The organism is Motiliproteus sp. MSK22-1 (assembly GCF_001968815.1).
Classification (GTDB): Bacteria; Pseudomonadota; Gammaproteobacteria; order Pseudomonadales; family Balneatricaceae; genus Motiliproteus.
Genome location: NZ_MIEQ01000092.1, coordinates 44,258 through 70,080, shown reverse-complemented (window position 1 = coordinate 70,080; position 25,823 = coordinate 44,258). Strand labels below are relative to the sequence as shown.

Genomic DNA, 25,823 nt, shown 5'->3' with positions numbered 1-25,823 from the left:
TCTATGACCATCAAGGAAAAACACTATGCCCATTCGTCGAATTAAACTGGAGTTTCCGGGAAGCGATGGATTGCTGATAGCCGGATTGCTGGAAACTCCCAGTGACAACCCACATGCTTTTGCGCTCTTTGCTCACTGTTTTACCTGTGGAAAAGATATGATCGCAGCTTCTCGTATTGCACGCTCACTAGTCGCTAAAGGTTACGCCGTGCTGCGTTTTGATTTCACCGGACTGGGAAGTAGCGATGGAGAATTCGCCAACTCCAACTTTTCTTCCAACATAGCAGACTTGGTGCACGCAGCCGACTATTTACGTGATAATTATCGCCCACCATCCTTATTAATAGGTCACAGCCTGGGGGGCAGCGCTGTTTTAGCCGCTGCTCATGCAGTGCCCGAAGCAACAGGAGTGGTAACAATTGGGGCACCTGCGGACCCTGAGCATGTTACAAAACAGTTTGCCTGTAACACCACAGACATTAATAAATCCGGGCAGGCGGAAGTCAATTTAGGAGGTCGGACATTTACCATAAAAAAGCAGTTTCTGGATGATCTGACTTCACACAACCAGCATGAAAAAATCGCTAAATTGAAAAAGGCACTACTAGTCTTCCATTCACCTGCAGATGTAACCGTATCTATTAACGAAGCAGAAAAAATCTACCGTACCGCAAAGCACCCCAAAAGTTTTATCAGTCTGGATAATGCCGATCACCTGCTAACCCAGCCTCGTGATTCAGAATATGTCGCAGCAACGATTGCAGCCTGGTCCACTAGGTTTATAGCCGACACTGAAATCGTTGAACAAAGAGCCCCATTGCTGAAAAAGGGCCATGTGTTAGTAACAGAAAAGAACAAGCAGTTTACCCGCACCCTGTTGTCAGATACTCATGTATGGCTAGCTGATGAGCCCACCTCACTGGGTGGTGACGACCTGGGTCCTGATCCTTATGAACATTTACTTGCCGCTCTCGGAGCCTGTACCTCAATGACAATTCGCATGTATGCCAATCGAAAGAAGATTAAACTGGATGATGTTTCCGTAGAGCTAACCCACAATCGTCAACACATGGAAGATTGTGAAAACTGCGAGGACAGTCCTAAGCAAATAGAAATACTTCATCGATACGTGACACTGAAAGGGGACCTGTCTGATCAAGAGCGCAAACGTTTACTGGAAATTGCTGACCGTTGCCCGGTGCATCGCACCTTAGATGGTGAGCTGGAGATTGAAACTGAACTGACCGACTAACAGATAATGAAAGATGGAGGAGACTCAGAAGAGTAGTAATTACACTGAAGTAACGACAAGAAACGGATCAAATCATGGCTAAGTCTCTCGGATCAATGACAGAAAATGACCAGAGCACTGAATTAACCTTGCTATGAACTACGGGATAGTCTTGCCTTAAGACTCCCCATAGACAAGACTAAACCTTCAACTCTAATACCAAGACCTGATAACTTGCTCCCCGGTTTTATCCAAGCCACTCCTCATAAACAATACCATCACCAATCAGGTCGATGACATTTGCCTGGTTTTCGGGACTTTCGCTAAAATCGACCAAAATATCTTCCCGGGATTCAGCACCAGAGTTAAGCTTATCCGACCACCATTGAAATCCGTCCTGATCGGGATCACGATCCAGAACATTATGATAGAGAGAGGTCAAAAATAACTCATTGGAGGGATTATCTCCGTAGAGTGTCTGAAATTCATTACTGTGAATAAATCCAGCAGCTACATTCTGGAGAGTCCCCCCGTGTTCCACGGTATCTATCCAAAACCCAAGCCCTTCAGCGTCTGGCGTACGGTCAAACGCTGCTTTATAAATTCTATAAACCTGCCCTGCTGTTCCATTAATATCAAGAGCAAGGTTGGTGTCTGCAAACTGAATTCGATCCACCCCGATGACCGTCTCGGCTTGCGACGGCTGAGCAATAGGTACGATAAAAAATCCACTCGTTGTCACAGTAACTTTATAATCACCATAGTCTCCGTCATATTCTGCAAATGCTGACTTTAACTCTCCGTTCATACCTTCTGCCGGTGGATTAAAAATAGCCTGCCCGGACTCCAGTGTTGCCAGCCATTCATTATTATCAATTGCTTGTAAATTGCTTGAACTTTCAAATATAGCCAGGGCAATGATACCTAAGTTAGACTCCTGACCATTACTGAATCTTGCGGTCAGAATGCCATCATAGGAAACAGTTAAGCTTATAAGGTCTCCTTTGACAAAACCATCGTGAGTTTCAGATATGACTGCTGACTCAGTGGCTGACAGAGTGGTGCCGCTAAGGTCTAAATTAGGGAGATGGCTAGGGTCCGCAGGGTCTGCTCCGATCAGGATTAATTCAGGAGCAATTCCTGAATTATCAACTGATGTGCCATTAACGGAACGAAGAGTTCCATCTTCCGGATCAAAGATCAATAAAACAGGTCCGGGCTCGGTAGTCCTTGGCGTCACTATGCTTCCTGTTGCCCCGGCCGCTACCTGCTTGCCGATATCCAATAGCTCGTTACCGTTCAGATAGGCATATAGCTGATAGACGCCTTGATAACTGTTGTCACCATTTTCAACGGTTGTTGCCAGGTCCGTTCCATGAAACACACCAGTGCCATTTTCATCAACAACCAGTTGTGCCACATCACCCTCTTCCGGCTTATAGGTGATGATGATCCTGGGTGGTACTGAGCTGAGATCGGCAGCCAAACTTTCGATAGCCGGAGTCGCCTCGATAATTTCCCCTTGCTTGGCAATGACTCGATTCACTACATCTGCTGCGGTATCGGCCGCAATCGTCGTATTGCTCACATCAATAGCAACTCCCCCAAAAAAGATCTGGGCTGTTGCCGTTGGAGCGCTTATTTCCACCATCTGAACTTCATTCGCGGCCAAGTATGGATTGGAAACAATGGTCGATATTACACCGGTATCACCAACATCAGTCACAATAATTTCTTCAACATCGGCGGCTGAGGCGGCATAAGTAATCAGTACATTATTGGTATTAGCGGGATCCACAACTACTGAAGTAACTCGGGGATCAGCCATCCGAACCGCAGTCTCTTGCGCGGCAACCAACAAAGCTATTTCTGCTGAAGAATCCCCCTCCTCCAGCGAGATATTCACACCCGCCACCTGAATACTTCCCGTCCTGATTGCAGTAGTGAAGGTTGCAGTCTGACGCTCATGAACCGATGATTGCTCAACAAAATCAAACCTCAGGGCATTTTCGTCCCCCAGACTATCCACAATATGAGTTGTCGTACTGAAACTGAATGTAGAGGAGTCCGACATATCGTAGGGACCTAGCAAATCTGTCGCACTGACGTCTGAGTTAATATTGATTGACAGATCAATATTTGAAGTCGGTGTAGGCGAACTTTCAGTCTGTGACAATGCCATATTGCCAATCGGCTGCTGGTTTCCATCAGCGCTCAGGCCGAACCCTTGTAGATACTTTCCACTCACAGAGACAAGATGGCCATCCTTATCCAATTCAAACTTTCCTTCACGGGTGTAGCTCACTCCCCCTTGGCCGTCATCGAGTTGAAAATACCCCAAGCCATCAATCACCAAGTCCAGACTATTACGGACAAAATCAAATTCAACAGTCGCCGCGACTGGTTCCTGAACGGTTACCAGAGTGTCAGTGAGTGACATAAATTTCCCTTTTTTGACTAGTACAAATTAGCAGACAATGAAAACACGCAATATAAAAAATAGTTTTTACGAAGAGAGTTGAACGACTTAAGTTCTGGTTGTTTAGGCAAAAACTTAATAGGCTGGCAATCCACTATAAAATAACAAACACCAACAATTACTAACGATGATTATTCTGCTTCCTGTGGACAGATGACTCCTTTCGCTTTGCACCATTGAACGATAACGTCTGGCTTATGGCAAGAAGCCTTGATCATATTCGCTGATTTAGTAATAAGATTCGATGCAAGTCCATATGCATTACAAAATACAGGTCCGTTCCCCAGCTGGCTTTGATCCCATAAAACGAATGCTCCTTAGGTAAACAGCAACGACTCTTGTTAAATAGCTTTCAATAATATTCGCCGTTTCAAGGCGTTTGCTATTGATAATCTCTCTGCAATCATAACCACTCATGGAGGCCTCGCGCTCTTTTCACTGGGTATGATCACCATCCGCAGTAGCGGTACCGGAGACCGAGGGGATATCAATGACAATCGCTGGTTAGATGCCGATATTCATGCCAAACGTAGCTTCTGGAAAATCGAGGCAATGGCCGATACTTACCGTGAAACTGTGGCAGAATCAATTGCACTGGGAAAATTAGAAGTTTCAGAAGATAGCAACCGACTTGAAGCTATTCGTTGGGTACGCCGAGTAAGCAAGCGCATAAGCAGAGTTAATCACCATCATCAAAAAGCGGTGCTGGCCAGTGCTAGCGAAACAATCAAAGGTTAACAAAGCTGCAAAAAAAGACAAATCATCTATTTGCCACTATCTCAGAGTACAATAAAGACTATTTATAAGCTTGTTGGCAACTGATTCCCTGACAGATAAAAATTGCGTCTACCCCTGTTAATTTTGCGTCTTTTAGCATGAGTTTACCGTAGCTGGCGTGGGCATTAGAGCACCAACCATCCCAGACCATTCTGATATCCTTATTCCGCAATTTACCAAGCGGCATATTTCCCCATTTGCTATACATGTTTACACTTTTTATCTTTTGACCACCTCGATGGGTGAAGTGATGTCCACTCAAGTGCAGAACACGCTCGTTGATAACATCCGCAAGGTAACCTTCAATCGTACCAAAATGGCCCTTTTGCTGAGCGGTTGCAGCCACCAGACGCACCCAGTAACAAAGCTCAAAATAGGCTGCAAAGGTGTCACCAAAGGATTTCAGACTCAGTGTTGGTGGCATGGTGAATGGTAGGTTCACCAGCAACTTAATAATCGATTTTTTACGATCAGCTGATGCTTTGGAATCTCGAACCTGATCGACAAAAACTTCATTGATGGAACGGCAAGTTGAAGAGTAAAAAGTCTCTAATTCATTCTGGAACTTTTGCGGACCTGCCCATTGAGTTTTTACCGTTGCTGGTAGTGTCTTCTGGACACTGGCAGACAGGGATTTAACGGTTTGCCCAGCAGATTTAACAGTCCCTGTGGAGGCTAATCCTTTTACTTTATCGTCAAAGTTAGCAACGATATTATCTACAATTGAAGCTTTTTGCGACATAAACTGAGTCATCGCTTTTTCAAAGCTGTCCGATGACTTCATCAGTGTCTCAAAATCTTTGTTAGAACTGTATTTTTTAGAAAGAACAGATACGTTTTTTAACGCACCCGCCGCAATGATATCTATTCCAAAGAAAAGCACCCCCATAACAATATCGTGATACAGTTCTATTTTTTTTAGCCGGGCTATTTGAGCTTTCTTGCGTTGATCTGCTATCTTTATTACTGCATCAATCTGCTTTTTCGAGTCTTCATAATGGCTGCCAAGAGGCCGGACCACATTGTCCATCCAGATACTTTTCTGGTTGAGTAAATCCAGCTGGAATCGCTCAGGATGCTGAAGGTAGATGTCTACCTTATTCTTCATAATAAGAGTCATTTGTCTGCTTCCTACGCAAATATTGGACCTCTACCTATGAACTGTAGCCTACTTGACAGAATCTGCTAAATGAATCCAGCCTGTCGTTAATTTTCAGCTCAGGTACTTCGCAGAAAGCAGGGTGCTTCAAACCTGTTTAAGAATATCCGCAACAAATTCAGTCACCACTTCACTGGCAGGACCATAGAAGCCCTGATGAAACGCTGACTTTACCTTTGAAGGTTCCAGATTTAATTCAACCGTCAGCGCCCCGGTATCGTTAGCGATTTCAACAAAACCAGCGGCCGGATAGACATTTCCAGAGGTCCCTATAGAAATAAACAGATCGCACTGTTCTAATTCAGTGTATATACGTTCCATACTCATCGGAAGCTCTCCAAACCAAACGATATCTGGTCGCAAATTTCCGGATGAACCGCAACATTGACATAAGTCCTCAGGCTGGGTCTCTTCTTCAACCCTGTAGATAACTCCTGATTCCCGGCATCTCAGGTTCAACAATTCCCCATGCATATGGATCAGATTATTACTACCGGCCCGCTCATGAAGGTTATCTATGTTTTGAGTAATCAGGAGAACTTTACCAGGAAATTCTTTTTCCAGTTTTGCCAATGCATGATGAGCAGGGTTTGGCCTCACCTCAGCAGACAGCAATTGCTTTCGTCGCTCGTTATAAAAGCTGTGCACCAGGCGAGGATTACGGTCAAAGGCTTCAGGCGTAGCCACATCCTCTATTTTATGATCTTCCCACAGTCCATCGGTTGCTCTGAATGTCCGTATCCCGGACTCTGCCGAGACACCTGCTCCGGTTAAAATCACAATAGATTCAATAGCCATAACAACCCTTTACCTAAACGTAAAAAATATCAGGAATGATCAAACTCATACTCCTGACCAGTCCACTATTCTAGGTAAATTAAAGCAAGAACAGAACCTTAGTAATCCAATTACAAAGATATCTACGAACGAGCCTTTAGGGACTCTGGTGTTCAAGATGCTCAGAAGCGCAGGTAACAATTGCAGACATATTGATTGTTATCTGTCCAAAATCCCACTTAACGAACGAGCCGAACAACACTCTAATCGGGCATGACATTCTGCCAATACTGATAACGCGATACTTTCCGGCAACTCTGCGCCCAGTTCAAGACCCGCTGGCCCAGCGATGGGAGTATTCAGTTGGGTATTGGTCAGACCCGCCTCTTCTATGACCCTAACACAACGGCTTTTTGGCCCCAGCATGGCTAAATAACTCAGAGGTACGTCTTGCAATGCTCTTAGCGCCGCGGCATCCAACGAAACATTGTGGCTCATAAGGACAGCCGCATCGATTCTGCAATCGGCCTCGTCACCTAGCAATTGATCTAACTCTCCATTGAGAATTCTATCAGCAGTCATGAAGAATTCTCTCCGTGCATTGGCCGGACGCGGATCCCAAAGGCTGACTTTCCACCCCAGCTCATGAGCCACTGCTACCAATGGACGTGCATCTAATCCACCGCCAACAACCAGCAGGTGGGGCTCTGGCATTATCGGTGTAACCAGCCATTGCTGATCACCCTCGTCTATCAGTTTTACCGGACCTCTACCTTTGGAACGATTACCACTCCCTGAAAACCGATTAGTTTCGATAAAACGGCTTTCTACGGCACCAGCTCCATCCGCTATGCGTTGATAAAAGTATCCTCCCTCTCGTTTAGTTAAAGCTTGACGCAACAAGTCCAACCTCAAATACTGGTTATCCTTATTGATCGGTTGCAAGAGAATGTATACCGTGCCACCACAACCAATACCCAGCTGAAATGACAAATCATCTTCATCGCTACCGTCGTAACAGAGGGTTTTGGCCTCGCCATTGTTCATAACTTGACGGGCGTGCTTTTGGATGTCGGATTCCAGGCATCCCCCGCTGAGCATTCCGAACTGCTGGCCAAGGCTATTAAAAAGCATCATTGCACCGGGTTTACGGTAGCAGGGACCTTCAGTTTTATAAACTGTACCCAGCACCCACTCTGCGTCATCTCTATTTTTGTGCCATTGGGTCAGTAAATGAGATAATTGATTCGCCATTTATAACTCTCCTAAAACGATCAATTAGTAATCCGTCAAGAGTGGGCACGACAGGGTCGTGCCTTTGAAAGAAATACAGAATATCGGTTTATATCGAATGTCGTAGTTTGAAGCTCTGCCCCTTGAGAGGAAGCGAAGTAACCAACTTACCTGTCAAGGCGAAAAGCGCATTACAAGCAGCGGGGGCCAGCGGTGGCGTGGCAGGCTCACCAACGCCCCCGGGAGGAGCGGTTGAAGGCAGTATCAAAGTTTCCATCACTGGAGATCGATCAATTCGCACCGGTTCATAGGTCCAGAAATTATCTTCCACTACCTGACCTTTCTCGAAACTGATTCGGCCACTGTATAGGGCAGAAAGTGCGTAGAGTACGGATCCGTGCACTTGTTTTTCCACCATAGCGGGATTAATTACACGTCCTGCATCAAGTGCGGAAACGACCTTACGCACCACTGGAAATCCATCTTGCAGCTCTACTTCCACAACCTGAGCACAAACACTACCAAAGCTTTCAGCCACCGCAATTCCTCTGGCTACTCCAGGCGCATCAGGAGTACCCCAACGGGCTGCTGAGGCGACAGCCTCCAGAACCCGTCGATGACGGGGCTTTTCTTCCAAATGGGCCAGCCTGAATTCAAGAGGATCACGTCGACTCTTTGCAGCCAGTTGATCAACAAATGTTTCCAGAAAGAAAAAATTCTGACTGGCTCCCACTGAACGCCAAAACCACACCGGCACACCCGGATCATGCTCAACCCATTCGACACGCCCATTGGCCACCTGATAGGGAAATGAGTGATCGTCCAGCCCTTCCACCGCAGTTGAGTCAACCCCTCCTGGTAACATCAGAAATTTCAAGCCCGTATGCTTGACCAGCGAAGGCACGGCTAACTTCGCCTGGAACGCAACAAGAGAACCATTGTGGTCCAGATCTGCTGCCATTTGACAACAGGCAGCTGGTCGGTAATACCCGGCTTTCATGTCATCCTCTCGGCTATAAACAGTCTTTACCGGCACATCAAACTTCTGGGCGACTTCTGCTGCAAGGCGAATAAAATCCTGTGCCGAGCGCCGTCCGAAACCGCCACCCAAATACTGTGTATGAATAGCGATTGATTCAGGAGCGAGACCAGTGACGGATGCCACTGTTTGTTGGGCCGAAGTCTGAAACTGAGTCCCGGTCCAGACTTCGGCACTGTCAGAACGAAGCTGGATAGTACAGTTCAGCGGTTCCATGCAGGCATGGGCAAGATGAGGAACATCATATTGTGCACTAACGTGGTTGGCCGAGAAGATCCCTCTCTGATCTCCACGCTCCAACGCAACCAATCCCGGTTGTTGGAGGGCCAGTTCCATCATCTTCTTGTTTTGCACATCATTATCGAAGGCGGGTTTATCATCTGACCAGCTGACAGCTACAGATTTCCTGGCAGTGACTGCATGCCAGTAACTGTCCGCGACAATGGCCAGGCCTTCAGAGACTGGAAAAATTGCTTTGATACCTGGTGCTTTGTCTGCAGCCGTTGAATCAAAAGCAAGTAACTTGGCACCAAAGGCTGGCGGATGAAGGATGACGGCAGTCAACATACCCGGCAGTTGAATATCCATTCCAAATGGAGCCTCACCTGTCACTTTTTCCTGGATGTCCAGTCGCTTCATGGGTTTACCGATCAAGCGGAATTCCGACTCATCCTTCAATGGAACACTGAGTAAGTCAGGTACTTTCAGGGCTCCGGCATCTGATACCAGATCTCCATACGACAATCTTTGGTCACCAGGGGCGATCACCATTCCATCTTTGGTATTTAAATTGCCAATAGGTAAGTTCCAATGACGAGCAGCGGCTAACAGCATCATCTGTCTCGCAGCGGCCCCGGTCTGGCGTAACACCATGTAGAAGGATCGGATCGACCCCGAGCCACCAGTCACCTGGATGGGAGCGTTAGGCCTGAAGAAAGCCGAATGGACCTCCCCTCTTTCTACGATTACCGTTGCCCAATCTGCATCCAGTTCTTCTGCGATAAGCTGGGCCAGACCAGTGAGACTACCCTGGCCCATCTCAGATTGTCCGATAGTAAGGAATACCTGATTATTCGGGGTAATACGAATATAGGCTCCTGAGGTAAAAGCATCTTCACTCTTTTCGGCCTGCGCGATGGAGGGCATCATCAATGCTAACTGAAGCCCACCCGTTATAATTGCTGAAGCCTTAAGGAAAGCACGGCGACTAAGCTGTTTAGCGCCCTCTGACGCAGATGTCGATGTCAGCTGTTCAACCATGATTAACATCTCCCTTGGAAGCCGCCAGATGGATCGCTTTGCGGATTTCGGAATAGCTGCCACAGCGACATATATTGCCCCTCATAGCGTTATCAATTTCGCTATCACTGGGTGTAGGGTTTTCACGAAGCAGAGCCGATGCGCTCATTATCTGCCCTGATTGACAATATCCGCATTGTGGAACTTGTTCCTGAATCCAAGCGTCCTGGATCTGCTGCCCTGCTGATAATTCATGAACCGCCTCAATAGTCTGAATACTGGCGTTACCAACAGCACTAAGGGGAATTTGACAGGATCTAACGGGCTGTCCATCCAAGTGCACGGTGCAGGCACCACAGGCACCGACCCCACAACCAAATTTTGTCCCAGTCATTCCCAGGCTGTCACGTAAAACCCAGAGTAACGGAGTGTCTTCCTCCAAGTTCACTTGGTGTTGGGCACCATTGATAGTCAAGGTAAATTTCATTCAACCGTCCCTCCCAAAACAACACTGAGGAAGCTGTACTCACAAAATTGGCTAATTAGATGAAGTGCCATCGGAAACATTCCTTTATAAGATATGTGCCTCCAAGTTAGAGCGATGAGCTGATGACATAAAGAGACGATCAACACTTATGCTGGTACTTTTGAAACACAGGACAAAGCTGATCCCTTGGTCTCTTTCATGGGGATTTTTGTTGCAAATGAATACGGCTGAATGGAGATAAGAGTAAAAATCAGAGAGAAATCTCCCTGAAAATGGTAGTAAAACTAAATGGTAAATAATGATTTAAAGCGCGGACAAGTAGAGTGAGCGGGTTGCCTTAGGTTATTCCTAAGATAATCATCTGAATCATGGAAAGTCTCAATGTGGGAGACGTTGAAAACCGTCTCGAAACGCATTGGGGGATTGTCCCACCTGTCTGCGGAAAAAGCGTCCGAAATAGGAAGGATCCTGAAAGCCAAGCCGATAAGAGATAGTCTTCACGCTATCCTGGGACAATGACAGATCACGTTTGGCTTCAAGAATCACTCTATCATGAACCATTTGGGAAACGCTCTTACCGATAATTTCACGGGTCACTTCATTGAGTCTTTTGCTGGTGATATGTAACTGCTGTGCATAAAACTCCACCGATCGATGCTCATGGTAGTGTGCATCGATCAATTCAGTCATACGGCTCAACCGCTTATAATGAGGATTACCGAGCACTTGTTCTCCATGACGCTCTAAACGGGCCAGTTCATAGAGAAAGGCACTCAGGAGTGGCCTAACCATCGTCGTATCGACAGGCTTTCGTGCATACTCCGAAAACATCAATCCAGACAACTGCGACAACCTCTTTGAAACTGCAGTATCCAGATCCAAAAATGGCGGACTATCCGTCATGCGAAATAAACGCGCCCCCTGTAGCAACATTTCGCGGTATGCCCTATCCAGCAGAGCTTCTGAGAAAACAATCACCGTTGCCTGAATATCACAGGTACGCCACTGATGTACCTGCCCCGGGGTGATCAGGTAGAGCCTGTCTGTCTCAAAGACATAATCAATAAAGTCAATCACATGGGCGCCATTTCCCCCGCGAATCCAGATCATTTCATAAAAACGGTGGCGGTGAGGATTGCGATAGAGCTCTGGAATTTCACCGCGCTTTTCGTCAATCATAAAAAGGGCATCATCAGCTAATCCGATCTCTGTAATATCACCCTCGTTTACCGTTTTCCAATCGTTGTCCATCAGCCTTGATTGCCCGGTTATTTGCCCCAATCTACCCATGCTACTGTCTTTTTCCTCTATTGTCAGGCAACGACTCTCTGTCACTTTTCTAGTGCTATGGAATTGAATTACTGCTTCAATTTAGGCTCAGACAGGGAGTATCTGAAGAGACAGATCAGCGCTTATATGGCACTTTTCGGAACTACACAGTCAAGCAGTCCAATGAGAGATGCTATTTAGTATCAGTACATTCAACCGACTATCTCTAGCTCTTACCTGGAAAGCAGAATTATTCCGAAAGACCCTAATCAGATGGTCCCCAGCCTCGGATAGGCTTACTACAGAGCCCCCATTAAAGATAAGATTGAAGTAAAGAGAGTCAGAAATTCCGGGGCCCTTTGATCAAAGGGAACTAAATAAGAGAGATACCCATACCCCTGCGCAACAGGGATATGGGCGAAAAGCTAAGAAACCCAAGTGATCGATCAGTGCAGCTTTAGCCGAGGACGGATAAAGTGATTGATCTTGTCAGCCAGAGTGACCAGCAACGTCCGGTACCAGCCATGAATTGCCAATTGGTGCATACGATATAGTGAGACATAGGCCATCCGGGCAATCCGCCCTTCCACCTTCAGGCTGCCTTTTGAGAGCCCACCCATCAGTTTTCCGAACGCGGTATAGTGGCTGAGGGAAACTAAAGAACCGCGATCCCTATAGACGAAGTTTTCAAGGGGCTCAGACTTTATCAGATGAATGATATTTTTGGCGACCAGGTTCGCCATTTGATGGGCCGACTGCGCACGGGGTGGCACCCATTGTTCTTCCCCGTTGGGACCTTTTATCAGGCAACCGGCGCAATCCCCTAATGCAAAAATATACTGGTCCCCCTTCACCAGCAAATTCGGTCCGACAATAAGCTGATTAGCGCGATTAGTTTCCAGTCCCTCGAAGCCTGCCAGCATATCCGCAGCCTTAACTCCTGCAGCCCAAACCACAAGATCTGCATCAAAGCGATGTTCATTATTGGTTATCAGAGCGTTACTCTCTGCTCTTGCCACTACAGTGGAGACATGAACATTGACACCAAGCCTGGTCAGCTCATTCTGGGTCGCTAAAGAGATATTTTCACTCAATGCTGGCAGCAGTCTCGGGCCCGCTTCTATTAAGGAGACCTTCAAGTGCTCGGCCTTTATATGATGCAAACCATAGGTTGTAAAACACTCTCTTGCCTTGAACAGCTCGGCAGAAAGTTCGACTCCTGTAGCTCCTCCTCCAACAATAGCAACATGTAGCTCTTGATGGGTTTCGCCCTGAGACAGTTTACGATTAAGTCGAATGAAGTGATTGACCAACCGCTGATGAAAAGAAGTCGCCTGTTCCGGACTATCAAGAAAAGTGCAGTTAGCCGCAACACCATCGACTCCAAAGTCGTTAGAGACACCACCAATCGCCAATACTAAATAATCATATGTCTCTTCTCGTTCAGGTAAAATTTCTTCACCCTCGGCATCAGCCAATGCCTCCAAGTGAAGAACCTTACGTTGACGATCAATACCACAGAGACTTCCAAGCTTGAACATGAAGCCATTCTGATGAGCATGAGCCCGATAGCCCACGGAATCAACACCCACGTCAAGAGAGCCCGATGCCACTTCATGCAGAAGAGGCTTCCAGATATGAGTGTGGTTGCGATCAAGCAAAAGCACTTCGGCCTTGCCCTTTCGTCCCAGCTTTTTTCCTAATCTTGTCGCTAGCTCTAAACCACCAGCCCCTCCTCCAACAATCACAATTTTCATGGGTTTACCCTATATCAAAAAATATTCCCTTGCTTCAATCGAGCCATACCTGAAGCTTTTTGGAGCATGGGAATATCATCTGATAAACGGGTCATTCAGTAACTTTCAGCCTGAAATCCACAACAGGTTAAAAGCAGTCTCAGGTAATCAAAACACTGCCACCAAAGTGCGATTAATCAATTTATCCTCCATTCGAATACTTGTACAGCAATTTAATCAGCACCAAAAAAGCAAAAAGCACAACTGCCAGTAACGTTTGCCTTCTTTCGCACTCTATTGATAGCTTTTCTGATTTCTACGATTTTATTATTTCTTAGTATCTTGTTAGTTGCTTGATGAGGGAGTGAATACATGAGCACTTGGGGTATTCGACCATTTTTTATACGACATTTGCTGGTCGGTTGCATGTTACTTTCAGGCCTCTGGGGTTGTGGTCCATCCACTACGGAGAAACTAACCCTCACAGGGTCCAGCACTATTGCCCCACTTGCGTCAGAGCTGGCCCGGGAGTTCGAGGCCCGGCACCCCAATGTTCGAGTCGATGTCCAGACAGGCGGATCTTCTCGCGGAATTGCAGATGCTCGCTCGGGAGTGGCAGATATAGGCATGGCATCCCGTCCATTAAATGGGAAGGAAATGGATCTTTTCGCTCATGAGATTGCCTATGATGGTATTGCATTGATCCTGAATACAGAAAACCCGGTTGATCAGTTAACAGATCAGGATATCGTCGCTATTTATAGCGGTGAAATTGACAACTGGCGTCTACTGGGAGGGCCAGATCAAGCCATTACCGTCGTAAACAAAGCAGAAGGTCGCTCTACCCTAGAGCTGTTCCTTAAGTATTTCAAACTTAATAACAAACAAGTGAAGGCCGACATTATTATTGGCGACAATCAACAGGGTATCAAAACAGTAGCAGGCTCTCCTGCAGCAATTGGGTACGTTTCAATCGGCACCGCAGAGTTCGAAGTATCTCAAAATACTGCTATCAAGATACTCGGCTTAGGGGGGATCGCTGCCACAATCTCATCGGTCAAAAGTGGTGACTTTCCACTATCACGTCCCTTAAACCTTGTTACTTCCGGCCCCCCGGAAGGTTGGAGCAAAAAATTTATTGAGTTCGCACAATCAGATAGCGTGCATTCTCTTGTCAAAAATCAATTCTTCATTCCTGTCAATGCGCACTAATATCTGGCTCACCCGGGGTTTACGCACAGCAGCCTGGTTATCTGCAAGTATATTGCTGTTTATCCTGCTGTTTTTGATTCAGGAGAGTTCTCCATTAATAGGTGAAATAGGACTGGGACCTTTTTTCCAGGCTGATGGCTGGTACCCGCAAGAAGGTGCCTTTCAGCTCACTCCTATGCTGCTAGGCAGTCTCTTTGTGGCAGGAGGAGCGGTATTACTGGCGACTCCTTTGGGTATTATCGCAGCGCTGTTTGGTCAATTTTATGCGCCACCTGCCCTCGCCCGACTATACCGGGGACTGATGGAACTGCTGGCCGGTGTGCCATCAGTGGTATTCGGCTTTTGGGGTCTCGTCGTTCTGGTTCCCTGGATTAACCGATTAGCCCCTCCTGGAGCAAGTCTGTTAGCAGGCGCCTTAGTGCTGGCCTTGATGATTCTCCCCCTGGTGGCTCTAACAGCGGATGCAGCCCTGGCAGCGGTTCCACAACAATACCTCCGGGGCGCGGCGGCCATGGGCTTGAGCCGCTGGGGCACCATTCAACGGATCACCTTACCGGTAGCGATGCCAGGAATTCTCTCAGGCGTGGTATTACAAACGGGACGTGCACTAGGAGAAACAATGGCTGTGCTGATGGTTTGTGGCAACGTAGTACAAATACCGTCCAGCTGGTTTGAACCTGTCCGTACCCTGACCGCTAACATTGCTTTGGAGATGTCCTATGCGGTGGACCAGCACCGTACAGCCCTTTTTATCAGTGGTCTGTTATTACTCCTGTTAACCATTACCCTGGTAGCGGTAGCCAGCCATTTCCGGAGAATGCAGCATGAATGACGGGCAGAAGCTGGACTCCGGAATTACCGTGCTAATCTGGCTGGTCTCAATAGCCTTGGTTGTATTGCCCCTGTCCATGTTATGGGACGTGGTCAGGGAAGGCCTGCCTCACCTGTCTTTCAACTTTATCGTTGATCAACCATTGGATGCAGGTCGTAGTGGCGGTGTTGGTTCTTTACTGATATCCACATTCTGGATTCTTGGGGTATGTCTGCTAACAACGATCCCGATCGGATTGGGCTGCGCACTCTATCTCAGTGAATTCGTTATACCTCATTCCCAAAGCGAGAAACTATTGGGTTTCAGCCTGGATGTTCTTGCGGGTGTTCCCTCAATTGTATTCGGACTGTTTGGCTATGCTGTATTTGCTATCCAGCTAGGACTGGGATTTTCTATCCTTTCCGGCGGCCTGAGCCTGGCCTGCATGGTGTTACCGCTGTTTATTCGCACAGCAGAACAGGCGTTGCGGACCTGCCCCAAAGGCTACCGACAAGCAGCCATTGCTCTCAATATCAGTCACGCCGGATTTATTAGCCGTATCCTATTACCTTCGGCAAGTGGAGGCATAGCCGTGGCTATGATTATCAGCATTGGCCGCGCATTAGCAGAAACTGCTGTTCTGATTTTCACCGCTGGCTATGTAACCCGGATGCCAGGAAGTGTTATGGACTCTGGACGCTCTCTGTCAGTTCATATTTACGATTTGTCAATGAACGTTCCGGGAGGTCAAAGCAACGCAGCAGCAACCGCACTGATATTAGTGATGATGATAGTCTTGATTAATGTGCTGGCCCGCTATCTATCGCGGCGCTGGCAACACGTTGAGTAGCTCCATGAAAGCGTTCATGAATGTATTAAAGCGTAAACAGCCAATGAATTCAGAGTTAACGACAGCTTTTCAGATTGAAACAGGTTCCAGCACCGAAGCATTCGCTAAAAAGGAGCAAAGCCTTGAAGATAAAAGCCGCCAAAAACCGCTCTCTGCCCCGGGTCTTACTCTAAAAAAAGTTAACGTACGCTACGGTGATACCAATGCTATCGAAGGAGCCTGTCTGGACATACCTTCAGGATCCATCACAGCCTTGGTTGGGCCCTCTGGTTGCGGTAAAAGCAGTCTGTTAGCCAGCATAAGTCGTATGACTGATTTAACTCCCCAGTGTCAGGTTAGTGGCGAAATTTTCCTGGGAAAAGATAATATCTTAGCCAAGGGGACTGACCTCAACAGGCTCCGCCGTCGGGTCGGCATGGTATTTCAATCCCCCAATCCGTTCCCCATGTCGATAGAAGAGAACATCCGTTTTCCGCTGCGGGATCATGGCATGCGAGATGAATCGGTCATTCGAAAGACTATAAAGAATGTCCTGGGTGATGTGGGTCTATGGGACGAAGTCAAAGATCGCTTGGGGCAGAGCGCCCTGGCACTCTCAGGGGGCCAGCAACAGCGCCTGTGTATTGCCCGTTGTCTGGCGTTAGATCCTGAAGTCCTGCTGTTTGATGAACCCTGCAGCGCTTTGGACCCTCTCTCTTCAGCTAAAGTAGAAACGCTGATTAAGGGATTAAAATCTCGATATACCGTGCTCTTGGTTACTCATAACCTGGCCCAGGCGCGGCGGATTGCAGATCATGTTGCTGTCTGCTGGGTACAGGCAGGTTGTGGTTGCATCATTGAAAGCGGTGACACTCGGTCAATCTTCGAACGGCCGGTCCATCCTATTACCCAGGCATTTTGTCAGGGACTGCAAGGCTAGAGCAGCAAAGCCCTGCCATTAGAAACAGGTTCATAAACATGAAGATACAGAGATAAATTGACTCCCGGTTCCAGCCGGTTGAGAGTGTTTGGGCGTTTTCTGAATAAACACCTATATAACCTCTCAGGGAGTACTGCCATGAATCCGCTGTTTATAAAGGGAAATCACTTCTTTGAAGATATTCAGCCCGAGCGCAGTGAGGAGATCAGCTTTGTTGTCGTAACACACTTACTGGACAACCCGCAGATCTACCTTGACTGCCTCAGACGAATTGGTGACCTCGCAATCGTCATCCCCAAGCCACGCAGTATAAGCCGCAGGACACTGGAAAAGGTTCAGGGGCATATGCCAGTAGTAATTCGCACCCGTAGCCAGCTCGCATCCCTTGAGGTGACTGCGGCAACCATCAATGACTATGTGGACAGACCCGGCTTAATATTAATCGATGTCGGTGGATACTTCGCCAGCACTCTGACCAAGCTTCCGAAGTTGCTTGAAAGTAATCTGCAGGGTGTCATTGAAGTTACAGAAAACGGCCACCAACGCTATGAAGCTATTGATGAGCCCCCGGTGCCGATTATTTCAATAGCCCGCAGCCCGCTAAAAGGTCCCGAAGATTACCTGACAGGACAATCATTGGTTTACTCAGCTGAAAATCTGATGCGCCAATGTCACTATGTTATGAATGGCGGCAATGCCGTGGTGTTTGGATACGGAAAGATCGGCCGCTCTGTCGCCAAGTCCCTGCATGCCCGGAATATTAATGTCCGGGTAGTCGATATTAATCCTTCCCGTGCAATCGAGGCACGATCTCGGGGCTTCAGTCTGCAGGAGAAAGAGGAAGCTCTAAAAACCAGTGATGTTATTTTCTGTGCAACTGGCAACCGTTCTCTCAGCAACCATGATTTTTCGATGGTAAAGAACGGAGCCTTTATCTTTTCAGTCACATCATCTGATGATGAATTGGAACTGTCCCGAGCGGATGAAAACTTCGAAGTTGTACAAGTCACCGAGCATATCAGTCGCTATCAAAGGCTAGGACAGTTTTTCTATCTGGCCAATGGCGGGAATGCGATCAATTTCATTCACAACGCAGAAGTCGGCCCCTATATTTTTCTGGTTCAAGGCGAAGTAATTCTGGCCACAGAATTAATCGTTAACAAACAACTTCCTGCTGGCCTCTCAGAATTACCGGAACAGCAAAGGACCCGGCTAGCCTCCTGTTGGCTTCGCCATTTCTGATATTTAGGCAGTAACCACATCCTGGAGGGGCCAGGACAGTGTCCACCCTCCTTTATTCTTGCATTGCTGCTATTTGCTCTCTGCGAATACTGTGGCTGCCAGATGGACAACAGCCGGAGACACAGAAGACTTACTTGTTGCTTGCTGGTATCGTTCTCTATTCCTTTTTATGACGCACTTCTTCTATACTTGTTTTAAGGAACCCGCCACAACCCAGGACGCTCAAACCGGCATCAAATATAAGCCCTGCTCTCTCTATGGTGTCAAAGGACTGCGCGGCACTATCTTAAAAGCAGCCCTGAAATGCAAGACCCAAGGTTAGAAGATGAAAGCTACGAAGAGGTTATTTTCCTCCCTGATAATCTTACTTCTGTGGCTTAACCCTGCTATCACTCTGGGGGACTCACAACCTTCCATAGCAATTTTTTACCCCCCGGTAAAACCCATAAAATATAATCTGATGGTGAAAACTCTTAAGCACTTGGATGGCAAGCACAAGTACGGCCTGAAGATAGAAATGACCCCATGGAAACGCGCCTACTCTCGCGGCCTTAATGGAACCGGAGGTGTCTTGGGATTATCCAAGAACAAAGAACGCCTTGAGCTTTTTGATTACTCAGCAGTGCTATATGTCGACAAAATATTGTTAGTCACGTTAAAAGAAAAAGCATTCCCGTTCTCTACTATTGATGACCTCAAAGGCAAGTTGGTGGGTGGCAATGCTGGCTCAAGCTATGGTGATGAATTCGAGCGAGGAAAGAAGCATATATTTATTTACGAGGAGGACTATAGAGGTGCCACAAACCGTTTGAAGAAACTGCTACAGCATCGTATTGATGTCGCCTTGATCGGCACAGGACGATTAGGGTTTGAAGAGGCGCTAAGCCAGGACGCAGCATTGCTCGCAAATAAAGATAAATTCGCAATCCTGCCAACACCTCTGGTAGAAGATCCTAATTTCCTGGGGTTTGCCAAAAAAATGGGAATGAAGGAGTTTATTAACCGACTTAATCAAGATCTGAAGCAGGCCCAGATGGCTGGTGAGATTGACGCCATCATTGAGCGTCAAGTCCAACGTTTGCGGAATGGAAACTAACTTTTTTCATATAAAAAATATCCAATAAAACAACAAGTTAAATACACTTCTCGAGTAAGTCTGAATTAATTTTCGATTCTGATATACTGCCCCACCCATCCACGCACTAGATTTACGTTCTAGTTAGCTTATCGGAATAAAGATGTCTGAATTTGTAGTAACCGCACTGTATAAATTTGTAACCTTGGATAATGTCGAGGAACTGCGTAAACCATTGCTGTCTGTTATGGAAGATAACCATATCAGAGGAACCCTGCTACTTGCTAAAGAAGGAATAAACGGCACCATCGCAGGAACGCGCCAAGAGATGGATGCAGTTATCGCCTGGTTGAAAAAAGATCCCCGACTCAGTGACCTGAGTTATAAGGAATCTCATACCAGCAGGCCTCCTTTTAAGCGCTGTAAAGTCAAACTCAAAAAGGAAATAGTGACGATGGGGGTCGAAGGCATTGATCCAAACCAAGTGGTTGGAACCTATGTCAAACCGACAGACTGGAATCAGTTAATCAGCGACCCTGAAGTCACTGTTATTGATACTCGTAATGACTACGAAGTAAATATAGGCACTTTTGAAAATGCGATAAACCCTCAAACAGATACGTTTCGAGAGTTCCCTGAATACGTCAGCAAACATCTTGATAAAGAGAAAAACAAAAAGGTGGCAATGTTTTGCACTGGTGGTATCCGCTGTGAAAAATCAACAGCTTACCTGAAAGAACAAGGTTTCGAAGAAGTCTACCACCTGCAGGGAGGGATTCTAAAGTACATTGAAGAAGTGCCAGAACAGGATTCCATGTGGAAAGGTGACTGCTTTGTGTTCGATGAGAGAGTTTCTGTTAACCATCAGCTGCAAAAAGGAAGCTATGATCAGTGCCACGCCTGCCGTCTCCCAATCACAGCGCAGGATAAAGAAAGCGATAAATACGTTCGGGGCGTCAGCTGCCATCACTGTTATGACAAAAAGTCAGCAACACAGAAACACCGATTCTCAGAACGTCAGAAACAAATAGACCTGGCCGCACAGCGTGGCCATCAGCATATCGGTACAGAGGCAAGAACCATGCTAAAAAACAGTCAGGAGAAGAAGAGATTAAAAGTACCGGCTGTAAATTAAAGCCGGTCATTAATGCACTAAAAATCCCCAGCCTTCCATAAACCTTAACAGGGTGGGGAAAACAAACTCCTGACTATTCTTCTTTGTTAACCTGCCAATAATTTCGTCTAAGAAAACACGCTTGAGCTAAACCGCTTTAATCTGGGTGTAAACGGTGCACACCATTAATTAGGAAAGTCGCTAGTAAATACGTCCTTATAACAGCTGATCTGATTTGATTTACGTGGTTTCGAGGTGGACGGCAAAGCGAACAGCAGGCCAGCCTGATCTTCAGCCAGCAAAGGATAACGACTGTTAGCTATCCAATCTCACCAGAGATTAGATTAGCCTGAATTATCTCATTCGAGGGACTTAACCGCACATATCCTAAAGACCATTTAAGCTAGCTTTGAGGTTTACCTGGCTGAACCTTCAATGAAAGAGTAATACAAGCAACGACAATGACTACACCACCCAGCACAGTCATCCAATCCGGAATTTCTAGCCAGAAAATCACACCCCAAAGGACATTGAATACCAACCCAATGTAGCGGGTTACTGCTACAACAGCGGCGTTTTCATGGGTGAACGCTCTGGTCAGGCAAATTTGTCCAATAAGAGACACCAGGCCAATCGCAATCAAATACACCCAAGCGATACCTTGAGGAATAACAAACTCATCTTTCATCAAGCAACCCGATACCAACATGGCAGTAAACAGAAAGTAGAATACAATTTCATAGGTATGGTGCTTCTTGCTTAAGTAACGGATGGTGATAGAGGCTCCCGCCGCAAATAAGGCACTTGCTATACCTACCAGTGCGTAAATATTAAAGGAGTTAAAGTTAAAGGGATTAATGACCAGGGCAACACCAACTAAAACAGTGGGTAAAAGAAATGCAGCTTTCTTCGGTAGCTGCTCCCCCAAAACCAAGCTAGAAAGCAAGATGACGAAGAAAGGAGACAAATACGCCAATATCGCGGCGTCCGCCAAGGGAATGTGCGCGATCGTATAAACGAAGCAGAGTAGATAAAAGGCGCCAAAGAGGCCGCGTAGCATCAGCAATGGCACTCCTGTTGTGGAAAATCGTATGTTTGCCTGCCACATCAACCCGAGAATCAGAATGGTACCAATAGCACTTCTGAAAAAAACGATTTCAGAGCTTGGGATGGTCAGGCTTGCAGCCTTGATAAGTGCATTCATCACACTAAAAACAAACGCTGAAAATATCGCTAATGAGACTCCTCTATTCATAATGAATTCCTTTAACAACCCAACTCAGGCTGTTTTCCGCTTGGGCGTAAAACTCTTCAATTAGTTGATTTGGAAGCCGTTGTTCATTCAGCCAAGTTTCAAATATTTCTAAAACACGGTTAACGGCTGGCAACTCAATGCCTTCATGTATTGCAAGCACCTTAAACCAGTAAAGCGTCTGCAAATCTTCTTTTGGCACTCGGGGAAAATGCAATTTGCCCGCTGTTACCTTGCCCTTGGCATAGGGCACTGCGGAGAAATCAAAGTAGCGTCCTTTTGCATCAGGTGTTGAGAACGGATCAATCAAGATGGCGCTGTACCTGACGTATATCAGATACTCTTGCTCAATCGGCGATAACTCCATGAATCTATCGATTTGATCTCGACTGATGGTTTGTTGATGCACAGGATAGTTGTCATCGTTTAAAAATTGCAGCAAGTTGAACGCTGTACCGGAGAAATGCTGAGTAAGTTTGGAAATATCCCGCCACAATTCCACCAGGGTATGGATAGTCGCCGTTGTCACCGGTCCCTCCGGGAACAACTTATACATATATTTGATATCACCCGTTTCACTGAAGATATGATTCAATGAGAATGGGGTAATAAAGAAAGCAGGATGGACGTAAGAGGTGATGTTCCTGCCCTCAACACTGAACCCATTACCCAGAGCAACCACTTCGATGCCCACCTCGCCCAGCGATTGCTCAAACAGCAGCAATGCGTTGCACTTTGAACTGCTGGAATAGGCGTATATCCGTTTTTTTGCAGCTTTAGTGATAACACTAACACTCGCGTTATCAGCGTTGAATTTTGTCGCGGCGAAGTAGTTAGAAAACACAAGCACATCAGGCATCAATTTCAAGTCAGAAAAAAAGCCCTTCACCAATTGGTGACCACCAAATAACGACGAAATAAGCACAACTTGCCTGACAGAACGAAAGTGTCTATTGGGTAAAGATCCCAGCACATCGCAATAGACATGCGAAGGTGTCGCCAGAATTAACGTATCCCATTGTCCCCTTATGCTTGAAAGTTCCTTAAACACGAAATCAAACTTTACTCTCCCCGACAGCCGCTCCAGCGAAGGTGTTGCCGCATTTACCTGCGCAACACCGTCCTTATTCAGGAGCTGATACATAGATAACCAGCGTTCTGACAATCTATTTACCAGACCTAAGCTGTCGCATTGATTCGCGATAATTCTTGCTGTTTGGAAAGCAGCAGGTCCAGCTCCCACTATCAACACTCTGCCTAGTGAAGCACTCACGCTAAACCCTCCCCATCAACACAGAGTCATACACAGCGGCATCATTACGAATAAGTTCGGTGTCCCAGCCTTCCATCAGATTTGGGTTAAAAGGGTAGTTGAAAGCGGATTTCAGCCCGTTTCCAAAGCGCACTAAAACGCGGTGTGAACCGTCAAGATACGGCTTAAGCTGATTGAGCAACTCCCACTTGTGCTCCACCAGCGAAGCGATAACCACATGCGTTGGCCGGAAAGCCTTAAACTCGGTGAGCAGATCGCGACAACCAAAAGTCGTTGCAATCTGTGAAGAGTCCAGTTGATTCGCCATGGCAACCGCCTGCTCATCAATATCGATACCATGCACGACAGCACCAGTAAGCCGGGAGATAATAAATGCAGAAAGCGGGTAGGAGCCTGAACCAATAAACAATACCCTCGAGCTGCTTTCAATTTCTGCACTACGAAGTTCAATCTGGATATTTTCAGATAGCTGGCACAAGTACTCACTTACACTCAACTGATGATCCCTGGCGCATTGAGACTGGTGCTTCTCCAACATACACAAGGCTTTAACTGCTGTTTCACGAAGGCGCTTAAGCTGCCGGTCATGCTCTGGATTCAGCTTCATTTCGTCGCTGATAATCTGTTGCTTTTCCTCCAAAATCCAAGCACAGAGTTCATCCAGTTTTTCCTGCAACAGCGTAAAACACTCGCAGCTTTCAAAACTGTACTGTGTCAGGGTATAAATTTGAGATTCAAAGGTAGATATGGCCACTAATAATTGATAGTGCCTGCTAGTTATCATAGTAAGAATTCCTGATATGGCTTACTCAGTGTCGAGAGGGCGGACAGGAGTCACATGGGTATGACCATGACTGCAGCAACCTACGTCCACATGTACCTGATATATCCGGCTGAGTTTTTCAGAATCGAGCACATCGTCTGGCTTACCACTGTGCTGTACTACACCATCATCCAACAAAAGCAGATATTCACAGTAACGAGCGGCAAGAGACAGATCGTGCAATACCGCAATGGTGATCGTGTTATTTGTCCTGGTATGTTTACGGGCGAGATCCAATACCTGAACCTGATGCTTCAAATCCAACGCGCTGGTCGGTTCATCCAACAAAAGTACCTCTGGTTCAGAAACCAGAGCCTGCGCCAACAAAACCAGTTGTTGTTGACCACCGCTGAGTTGAGAAAACTGCCTAGCCGCCAAGTGAGTCAAACCTAAATCCTTTAGAGCGGTCTCCGCTTTCTGTTCCTGCTCTGAAGTGATATTCCAGCTCAGCTGATGAACCAGCCCAAGCAACACCATTTCAATTGCAGTCAATTGGCTGGAAAACTTATTAAGTTGACAAAGATAAGAGAAAGACTTTAGCGACAATACCTGCCCGTCTTTTCCTCTTGATAGAACGCTTCCCTTATACGGCAGAATCCCCATCATGGCTTTTAGCAGCGTTGTCTTCCCTGCACCGTTGGGACCCAAAATTGCTGAAAACTCACCGCCATGAAAAGTAGCGTCGACTTTCTTCAAAACAGGTTTTCGCCCAACGGTTACTGAAAGATTTTCTATGGATAAAGATGTCATTAACTTAGCCTCTTGCCCACCAGCAAGTAGAGAAGAAACGGTACCCCCACCAAAGACGTAACAATGCCTATCGGAATGATAGTGCCCGGCACAATTAACTTAGCGACAAGGGATGAAGCACACAGAAGCAGCCCCCCCATAAAGGTCGCTAGCGGAAGGTAAAAACGCTGATCTTCACCGACCAGCATTCTTGCCAAATGGGGAGCGACTAAACCAATAAAGCCAATGGTTCCAACGAAAGACACAGCTCCCGCCGTCAGCAATGAGCACAGCAAAAACATTTGCAGCCGCAACCTGCGGGTGTTAATACCCAGAGCCTGTGCTCTTTCTTCACCAGACGATAACGCCGTCAGCGCCCAGACTTTCGGAAGCGTGATAACCAGACCAGCCAACAAGATAACGCCAGACACAAAGAAAGAGAGCCAGCTTGCCTTCAACAGATTGCCAAATAGCCAGAATACGATCTGCTGTAATACCTCTGGTGAGGCCAGATACTGAACCAGTGATTGCAGCGCCTGAAAGAAGAAAAGCACGACTATACCCGCAAGAATCAATACCTTGGTATCCATATTCCGCGTACAACCAATCATGTAAATTGCCATACTGGCAAGCCCGGAGGACACAAACGCCGCTAATGGCACTGCCAGCCAGGACAAACCAAACAACGAATAACCGGAAAGCAACGCTAACGCGGCACCAAAGCCCGCAGCAGCAGATACTCCAAGCGTATATGGGCTGGCAAGCGGGTTTGCCAGCAAGGTTTGCATTAACCCGCCAGCCAGTCCAAGTGACCCACCAACAACGAGGCAAGTCAGGGTGACTGGCAGCCGAAGCTGCCAAACGATCGTGGTTGATAAACTCTCACCTGATGGCCCCTCGATAAGCGCCTCTGCAACTTGATCAATTCCAATCCATGATGAGCCGGTAGCTATATCAAACAACACGAAAGCTCCAACCGCCAACAAAGTCGCAAGTAGGATTTTTACCCGCTTCTTTTGCATTCGCTGATAGATACCAGAGCCGCCCTCTGCTCGAAGCTCAGGAGGCGACAATGCGTTAACGACTTCAGCCATAGC

22 protein-coding genes are annotated in these 25,823 nt (G+C 46.8%); 9 read left to right on the top strand and 13 right to left on the bottom strand.

The window, feature by feature from the left end:
- The first annotated feature begins 25 nt into the window (after window positions 1-25).
- Window positions 26-1,252, top strand: a complete 1,227-nt coding sequence (locus tag BGP75_RS23355; protein ID WP_076721325.1) for a bifunctional alpha/beta hydrolase/OsmC family protein — start codon at window positions 26-28, stop codon at window positions 1,250-1,252.
- Window positions 1,253-1,478: 226 nt separating this feature from the next.
- Here the strand turns inward: BGP75_RS23355 and BGP75_RS23350 are convergent, their stop codons facing one another.
- Window positions 1,479-3,671: a DUF4214 domain-containing protein gene (locus tag BGP75_RS23350; RefSeq protein WP_076721324.1), complete on the bottom strand. Its 2,193-nt coding sequence runs from the start codon at window positions 3,669-3,671 to the stop codon at window positions 1,479-1,481.
- Window positions 3,672-4,154: 483 nt separating this feature from the next.
- Between BGP75_RS23350 and BGP75_RS23345 the strand changes: the two genes are divergently transcribed.
- Window positions 4,155-4,448: a hypothetical protein gene (locus BGP75_RS23345; RefSeq protein WP_076721323.1), complete on the top strand. Its 294-nt coding sequence runs from the start codon at window positions 4,155-4,157 to the stop codon at window positions 4,446-4,448.
- Between the two features lie 58 nt (window positions 4,449-4,506).
- Here BGP75_RS23345 and BGP75_RS23340 read toward each other — a convergent pair whose 3' ends face one another.
- The 7 genes from BGP75_RS23340 to BGP75_RS23310 form a co-directional block, all read right to left on the bottom strand.
- The gene (locus BGP75_RS23340) at window positions 4,507-5,607 is read right to left on the bottom strand and encodes a hypothetical protein (protein WP_076721322.1); all 1,101 of its coding nucleotides are present in this window, start codon (window positions 5,605-5,607) and stop codon (window positions 4,507-4,509) included.
- Between the two features lie 126 nt (window positions 5,608-5,733).
- Complete coding sequence (cobB, locus tag BGP75_RS23335) at window positions 5,734-6,444, bottom strand: Sir2 family NAD+-dependent deacetylase (protein WP_076721321.1); 711 nt, start codon at window positions 6,442-6,444, stop codon at window positions 5,734-5,736.
- Window positions 6,445-6,642: 198 nt separating this feature from the next.
- Window positions 6,643-7,677 (bottom strand): XdhC family protein, encoded by a 1,035-nt coding sequence (locus BGP75_RS23330; RefSeq protein ID WP_076721320.1) that lies wholly within the window; start codon window positions 7,675-7,677, stop codon window positions 6,643-6,645.
- Window positions 7,678-7,765: 88 nt separating this feature from the next.
- Window positions 7,766-9,955: a molybdopterin cofactor-binding domain-containing protein gene (locus BGP75_RS23325; RefSeq protein ID WP_076721319.1), complete on the bottom strand. Its 2,190-nt coding sequence runs from the start codon at window positions 9,953-9,955 to the stop codon at window positions 7,766-7,768.
- Window positions 9,948-10,421, bottom strand: coding sequence for a (2Fe-2S)-binding protein (locus BGP75_RS23320; protein ID WP_076721318.1), 474 nt, complete (start codon window positions 10,419-10,421; stop codon window positions 9,948-9,950). The genes BGP75_RS23325 and BGP75_RS23320 overlap by 8 nt, the downstream gene beginning before the upstream one ends.
- Before the next feature lie 378 nt (window positions 10,422-10,799).
- Entirely contained in the window at window positions 10,800-11,711 is a 912-nt protein-coding gene (locus tag BGP75_RS23315) for an AraC family transcriptional regulator (protein ID WP_076721317.1), read from the bottom strand.
- 425 nt (window positions 11,712-12,136) lie between these two features.
- Window positions 12,137-13,447, bottom strand: coding sequence for an NAD(P)/FAD-dependent oxidoreductase (locus tag BGP75_RS23310; RefSeq protein ID WP_076721316.1), 1,311 nt, complete (start codon window positions 13,445-13,447; stop codon window positions 12,137-12,139).
- Between the two features lie 351 nt (window positions 13,448-13,798).
- Here BGP75_RS23310 and BGP75_RS23300 point away from each other — a divergent pair, with 351 nt between their 5' ends.
- The 7 genes from BGP75_RS23300 (at window position 13,799) to BGP75_RS23270 (ending at window position 20,670) form a co-directional block, all read left to right on the top strand.
- The gene (locus BGP75_RS23300; protein WP_076721314.1) at window positions 13,799-14,638 is read left to right on the top strand and encodes a phosphate ABC transporter substrate-binding protein; all 840 of its coding nucleotides are present in this window, start codon (window positions 13,799-13,801) and stop codon (window positions 14,636-14,638) included.
- Window positions 14,628-15,470: a phosphate ABC transporter permease subunit PstC gene (gene pstC / locus BGP75_RS23295; protein WP_076721313.1), complete on the top strand. Its 843-nt coding sequence runs from the start codon at window positions 14,628-14,630 to the stop codon at window positions 15,468-15,470. Before BGP75_RS23300 ends, pstC begins: the two co-directional genes overlap by 11 nt.
- Window positions 15,463-16,299, top strand: coding sequence for a phosphate ABC transporter permease PstA (pstA, locus tag BGP75_RS23290; protein WP_083705008.1), 837 nt, complete (start codon window positions 15,463-15,465; stop codon window positions 16,297-16,299). The genes pstC and pstA overlap by 8 nt, the downstream gene beginning before the upstream one ends.
- Window positions 16,300-16,315: 16 nt before the next feature.
- Window positions 16,316-17,218 carry a phosphate ABC transporter ATP-binding protein gene (locus BGP75_RS23285; RefSeq protein WP_233153014.1) on the top strand — a complete coding sequence of 301 codons (903 nt, stop codon included), beginning with the start codon at window positions 16,316-16,318 and terminating at the stop codon, window positions 17,216-17,218.
- A 138-nt stretch (window positions 17,219-17,356) separates the two neighbouring features.
- Complete coding sequence (locus BGP75_RS23280; protein WP_076721312.1) at window positions 17,357-18,460, top strand: adenosylhomocysteinase; 1,104 nt, start codon at window positions 17,357-17,359, stop codon at window positions 18,458-18,460.
- 325 nt (window positions 18,461-18,785) lie between these two features.
- Window positions 18,786-19,556: an ABC transporter substrate-binding protein gene (locus BGP75_RS23275; protein ID WP_076721311.1), complete on the top strand. Its 771-nt coding sequence runs from the start codon at window positions 18,786-18,788 to the stop codon at window positions 19,554-19,556.
- 142 nt (window positions 19,557-19,698) lie between these two features.
- Window positions 19,699-20,670, top strand: coding sequence for a rhodanese-related sulfurtransferase (locus BGP75_RS23270; RefSeq protein WP_076721310.1), 972 nt, complete (start codon window positions 19,699-19,701; stop codon window positions 20,668-20,670).
- Between the two features lie 382 nt (window positions 20,671-21,052).
- Here BGP75_RS23270 and BGP75_RS23265 read toward each other — a convergent pair whose 3' ends face one another.
- The 5 genes from BGP75_RS23265 to BGP75_RS23245 are packed head-to-tail and all read right to left on the bottom strand — an operon-like array spanning window position 21,053 to window position 25,820.
- Window positions 21,053-21,904: a DMT family transporter gene (locus BGP75_RS23265; RefSeq protein WP_076721309.1), complete on the bottom strand. Its 852-nt coding sequence runs from the start codon at window positions 21,902-21,904 to the stop codon at window positions 21,053-21,055.
- The gene (locus BGP75_RS23260; RefSeq protein WP_076721308.1) at window positions 21,897-23,174 is read right to left on the bottom strand and encodes an opine metallophore biosynthesis dehydrogenase; all 1,278 of its coding nucleotides are present in this window, start codon (window positions 23,172-23,174) and stop codon (window positions 21,897-21,899) included. Before BGP75_RS23260 ends, BGP75_RS23265 begins: the two co-directional genes overlap by 8 nt.
- A gap of 1 nt (window position 23,175) precedes the next feature.
- On the bottom strand, window positions 23,176-23,958 hold the full coding sequence (locus tag BGP75_RS23255) for a nicotianamine synthase family protein (protein ID WP_083705007.1): 783 nt from the start codon (window positions 23,956-23,958) through the stop codon (window positions 23,176-23,178).
- Between the two features lie 21 nt (window positions 23,959-23,979).
- The gene (locus BGP75_RS23250; RefSeq protein ID WP_076721307.1) at window positions 23,980-24,747 is read right to left on the bottom strand and encodes an ABC transporter ATP-binding protein; all 768 of its coding nucleotides are present in this window, start codon (window positions 24,745-24,747) and stop codon (window positions 23,980-23,982) included.
- Window positions 24,747-25,820: an iron ABC transporter permease gene (locus tag BGP75_RS23245; RefSeq protein WP_076721306.1), complete on the bottom strand. Its 1,074-nt coding sequence runs from the start codon at window positions 25,818-25,820 to the stop codon at window positions 24,747-24,749. Before BGP75_RS23245 ends, BGP75_RS23250 begins: the two co-directional genes overlap by 1 nt.
- Between the last annotated feature and the right edge of the window lie 3 nt (window positions 25,821-25,823).

What these genes read in the sequence shown, in the direction of transcription:
- BGP75_RS23355 (WP_076721325.1), top strand. Translation starts at nt 26, where the DNA reads ATGCCCATTCGTCGAATTAAACTGGAGTTTCCGGGAAGCGATGGATTG.
- BGP75_RS23350 (WP_076721324.1), bottom strand. Translation starts at nt 3,671, where the DNA reads ATGTCACTCACTGACACTCTGGTAACCGTTCAGGAACCAGTCGCGGCG.
- BGP75_RS23345 (WP_076721323.1), top strand. Translation starts at nt 4,155, where the DNA reads ATGATCACCATCCGCAGTAGCGGTACCGGAGACCGAGGGGATATCAAT.
- BGP75_RS23340 (WP_076721322.1), bottom strand. Translation starts at nt 5,607, where the DNA reads ATGACTCTTATTATGAAGAATAAGGTAGACATCTACCTTCAGCATCCT.
- cobB (WP_076721321.1), bottom strand. Translation starts at nt 6,444, where the DNA reads ATGGCTATTGAATCTATTGTGATTTTAACCGGAGCAGGTGTCTCGGCA.
- BGP75_RS23330 (WP_076721320.1), bottom strand. Translation starts at nt 7,677, where the DNA reads ATGGCGAATCAATTATCTCATTTACTGACCCAATGGCACAAAAATAGA.
- BGP75_RS23325 (WP_076721319.1), bottom strand. Translation starts at nt 9,955, where the DNA reads ATGGTTGAACAGCTGACATCGACATCTGCGTCAGAGGGCGCTAAACAG.
- BGP75_RS23320 (WP_076721318.1), bottom strand. Translation starts at nt 10,421, where the DNA reads ATGAAATTTACCTTGACTATCAATGGTGCCCAACACCAAGTGAACTTG.
- BGP75_RS23315 (WP_076721317.1), bottom strand. Translation starts at nt 11,711, where the DNA reads ATGGGTAGATTGGGGCAAATAACCGGGCAATCAAGGCTGATGGACAAC.
- BGP75_RS23310 (WP_076721316.1), bottom strand. Translation starts at nt 13,447, where the DNA reads ATGAAAATTGTGATTGTTGGAGGAGGGGCTGGTGGTTTAGAGCTAGCG.
- BGP75_RS23300 (WP_076721314.1), top strand. Translation starts at nt 13,799, where the DNA reads ATGAGCACTTGGGGTATTCGACCATTTTTTATACGACATTTGCTGGTC.
- pstC (WP_076721313.1), top strand. Translation starts at nt 14,628, where the DNA reads ATGCGCACTAATATCTGGCTCACCCGGGGTTTACGCACAGCAGCCTGG.
- pstA (WP_083705008.1), top strand. Translation starts at nt 15,463, where the DNA reads ATGAATGACGGGCAGAAGCTGGACTCCGGAATTACCGTGCTAATCTGG.
- BGP75_RS23285 (WP_233153014.1), top strand. Translation starts at nt 16,316, where the DNA reads ATGAATGTATTAAAGCGTAAACAGCCAATGAATTCAGAGTTAACGACA.
- BGP75_RS23280 (WP_076721312.1), top strand. Translation starts at nt 17,357, where the DNA reads ATGAATCCGCTGTTTATAAAGGGAAATCACTTCTTTGAAGATATTCAG.
- BGP75_RS23275 (WP_076721311.1), top strand. Translation starts at nt 18,786, where the DNA reads ATGAAAGCTACGAAGAGGTTATTTTCCTCCCTGATAATCTTACTTCTG.
- BGP75_RS23270 (WP_076721310.1), top strand. Translation starts at nt 19,699, where the DNA reads ATGTCTGAATTTGTAGTAACCGCACTGTATAAATTTGTAACCTTGGAT.
- BGP75_RS23265 (WP_076721309.1), bottom strand. Translation starts at nt 21,904, where the DNA reads ATGAATAGAGGAGTCTCATTAGCGATATTTTCAGCGTTTGTTTTTAGT.
- BGP75_RS23255 (WP_083705007.1), bottom strand. Translation starts at nt 23,958, where the DNA reads ATGATAACTAGCAGGCACTATCAATTATTAGTGGCCATATCTACCTTT.
- BGP75_RS23250 (WP_076721307.1), bottom strand. Translation starts at nt 24,747, where the DNA reads ATGACATCTTTATCCATAGAAAATCTTTCAGTAACCGTTGGGCGAAAA.
- BGP75_RS23245 (WP_076721306.1), bottom strand. Translation starts at nt 25,820, where the DNA reads ATGGCTGAAGTCGTTAACGCATTGTCGCCTCCTGAGCTTCGAGCAGAG.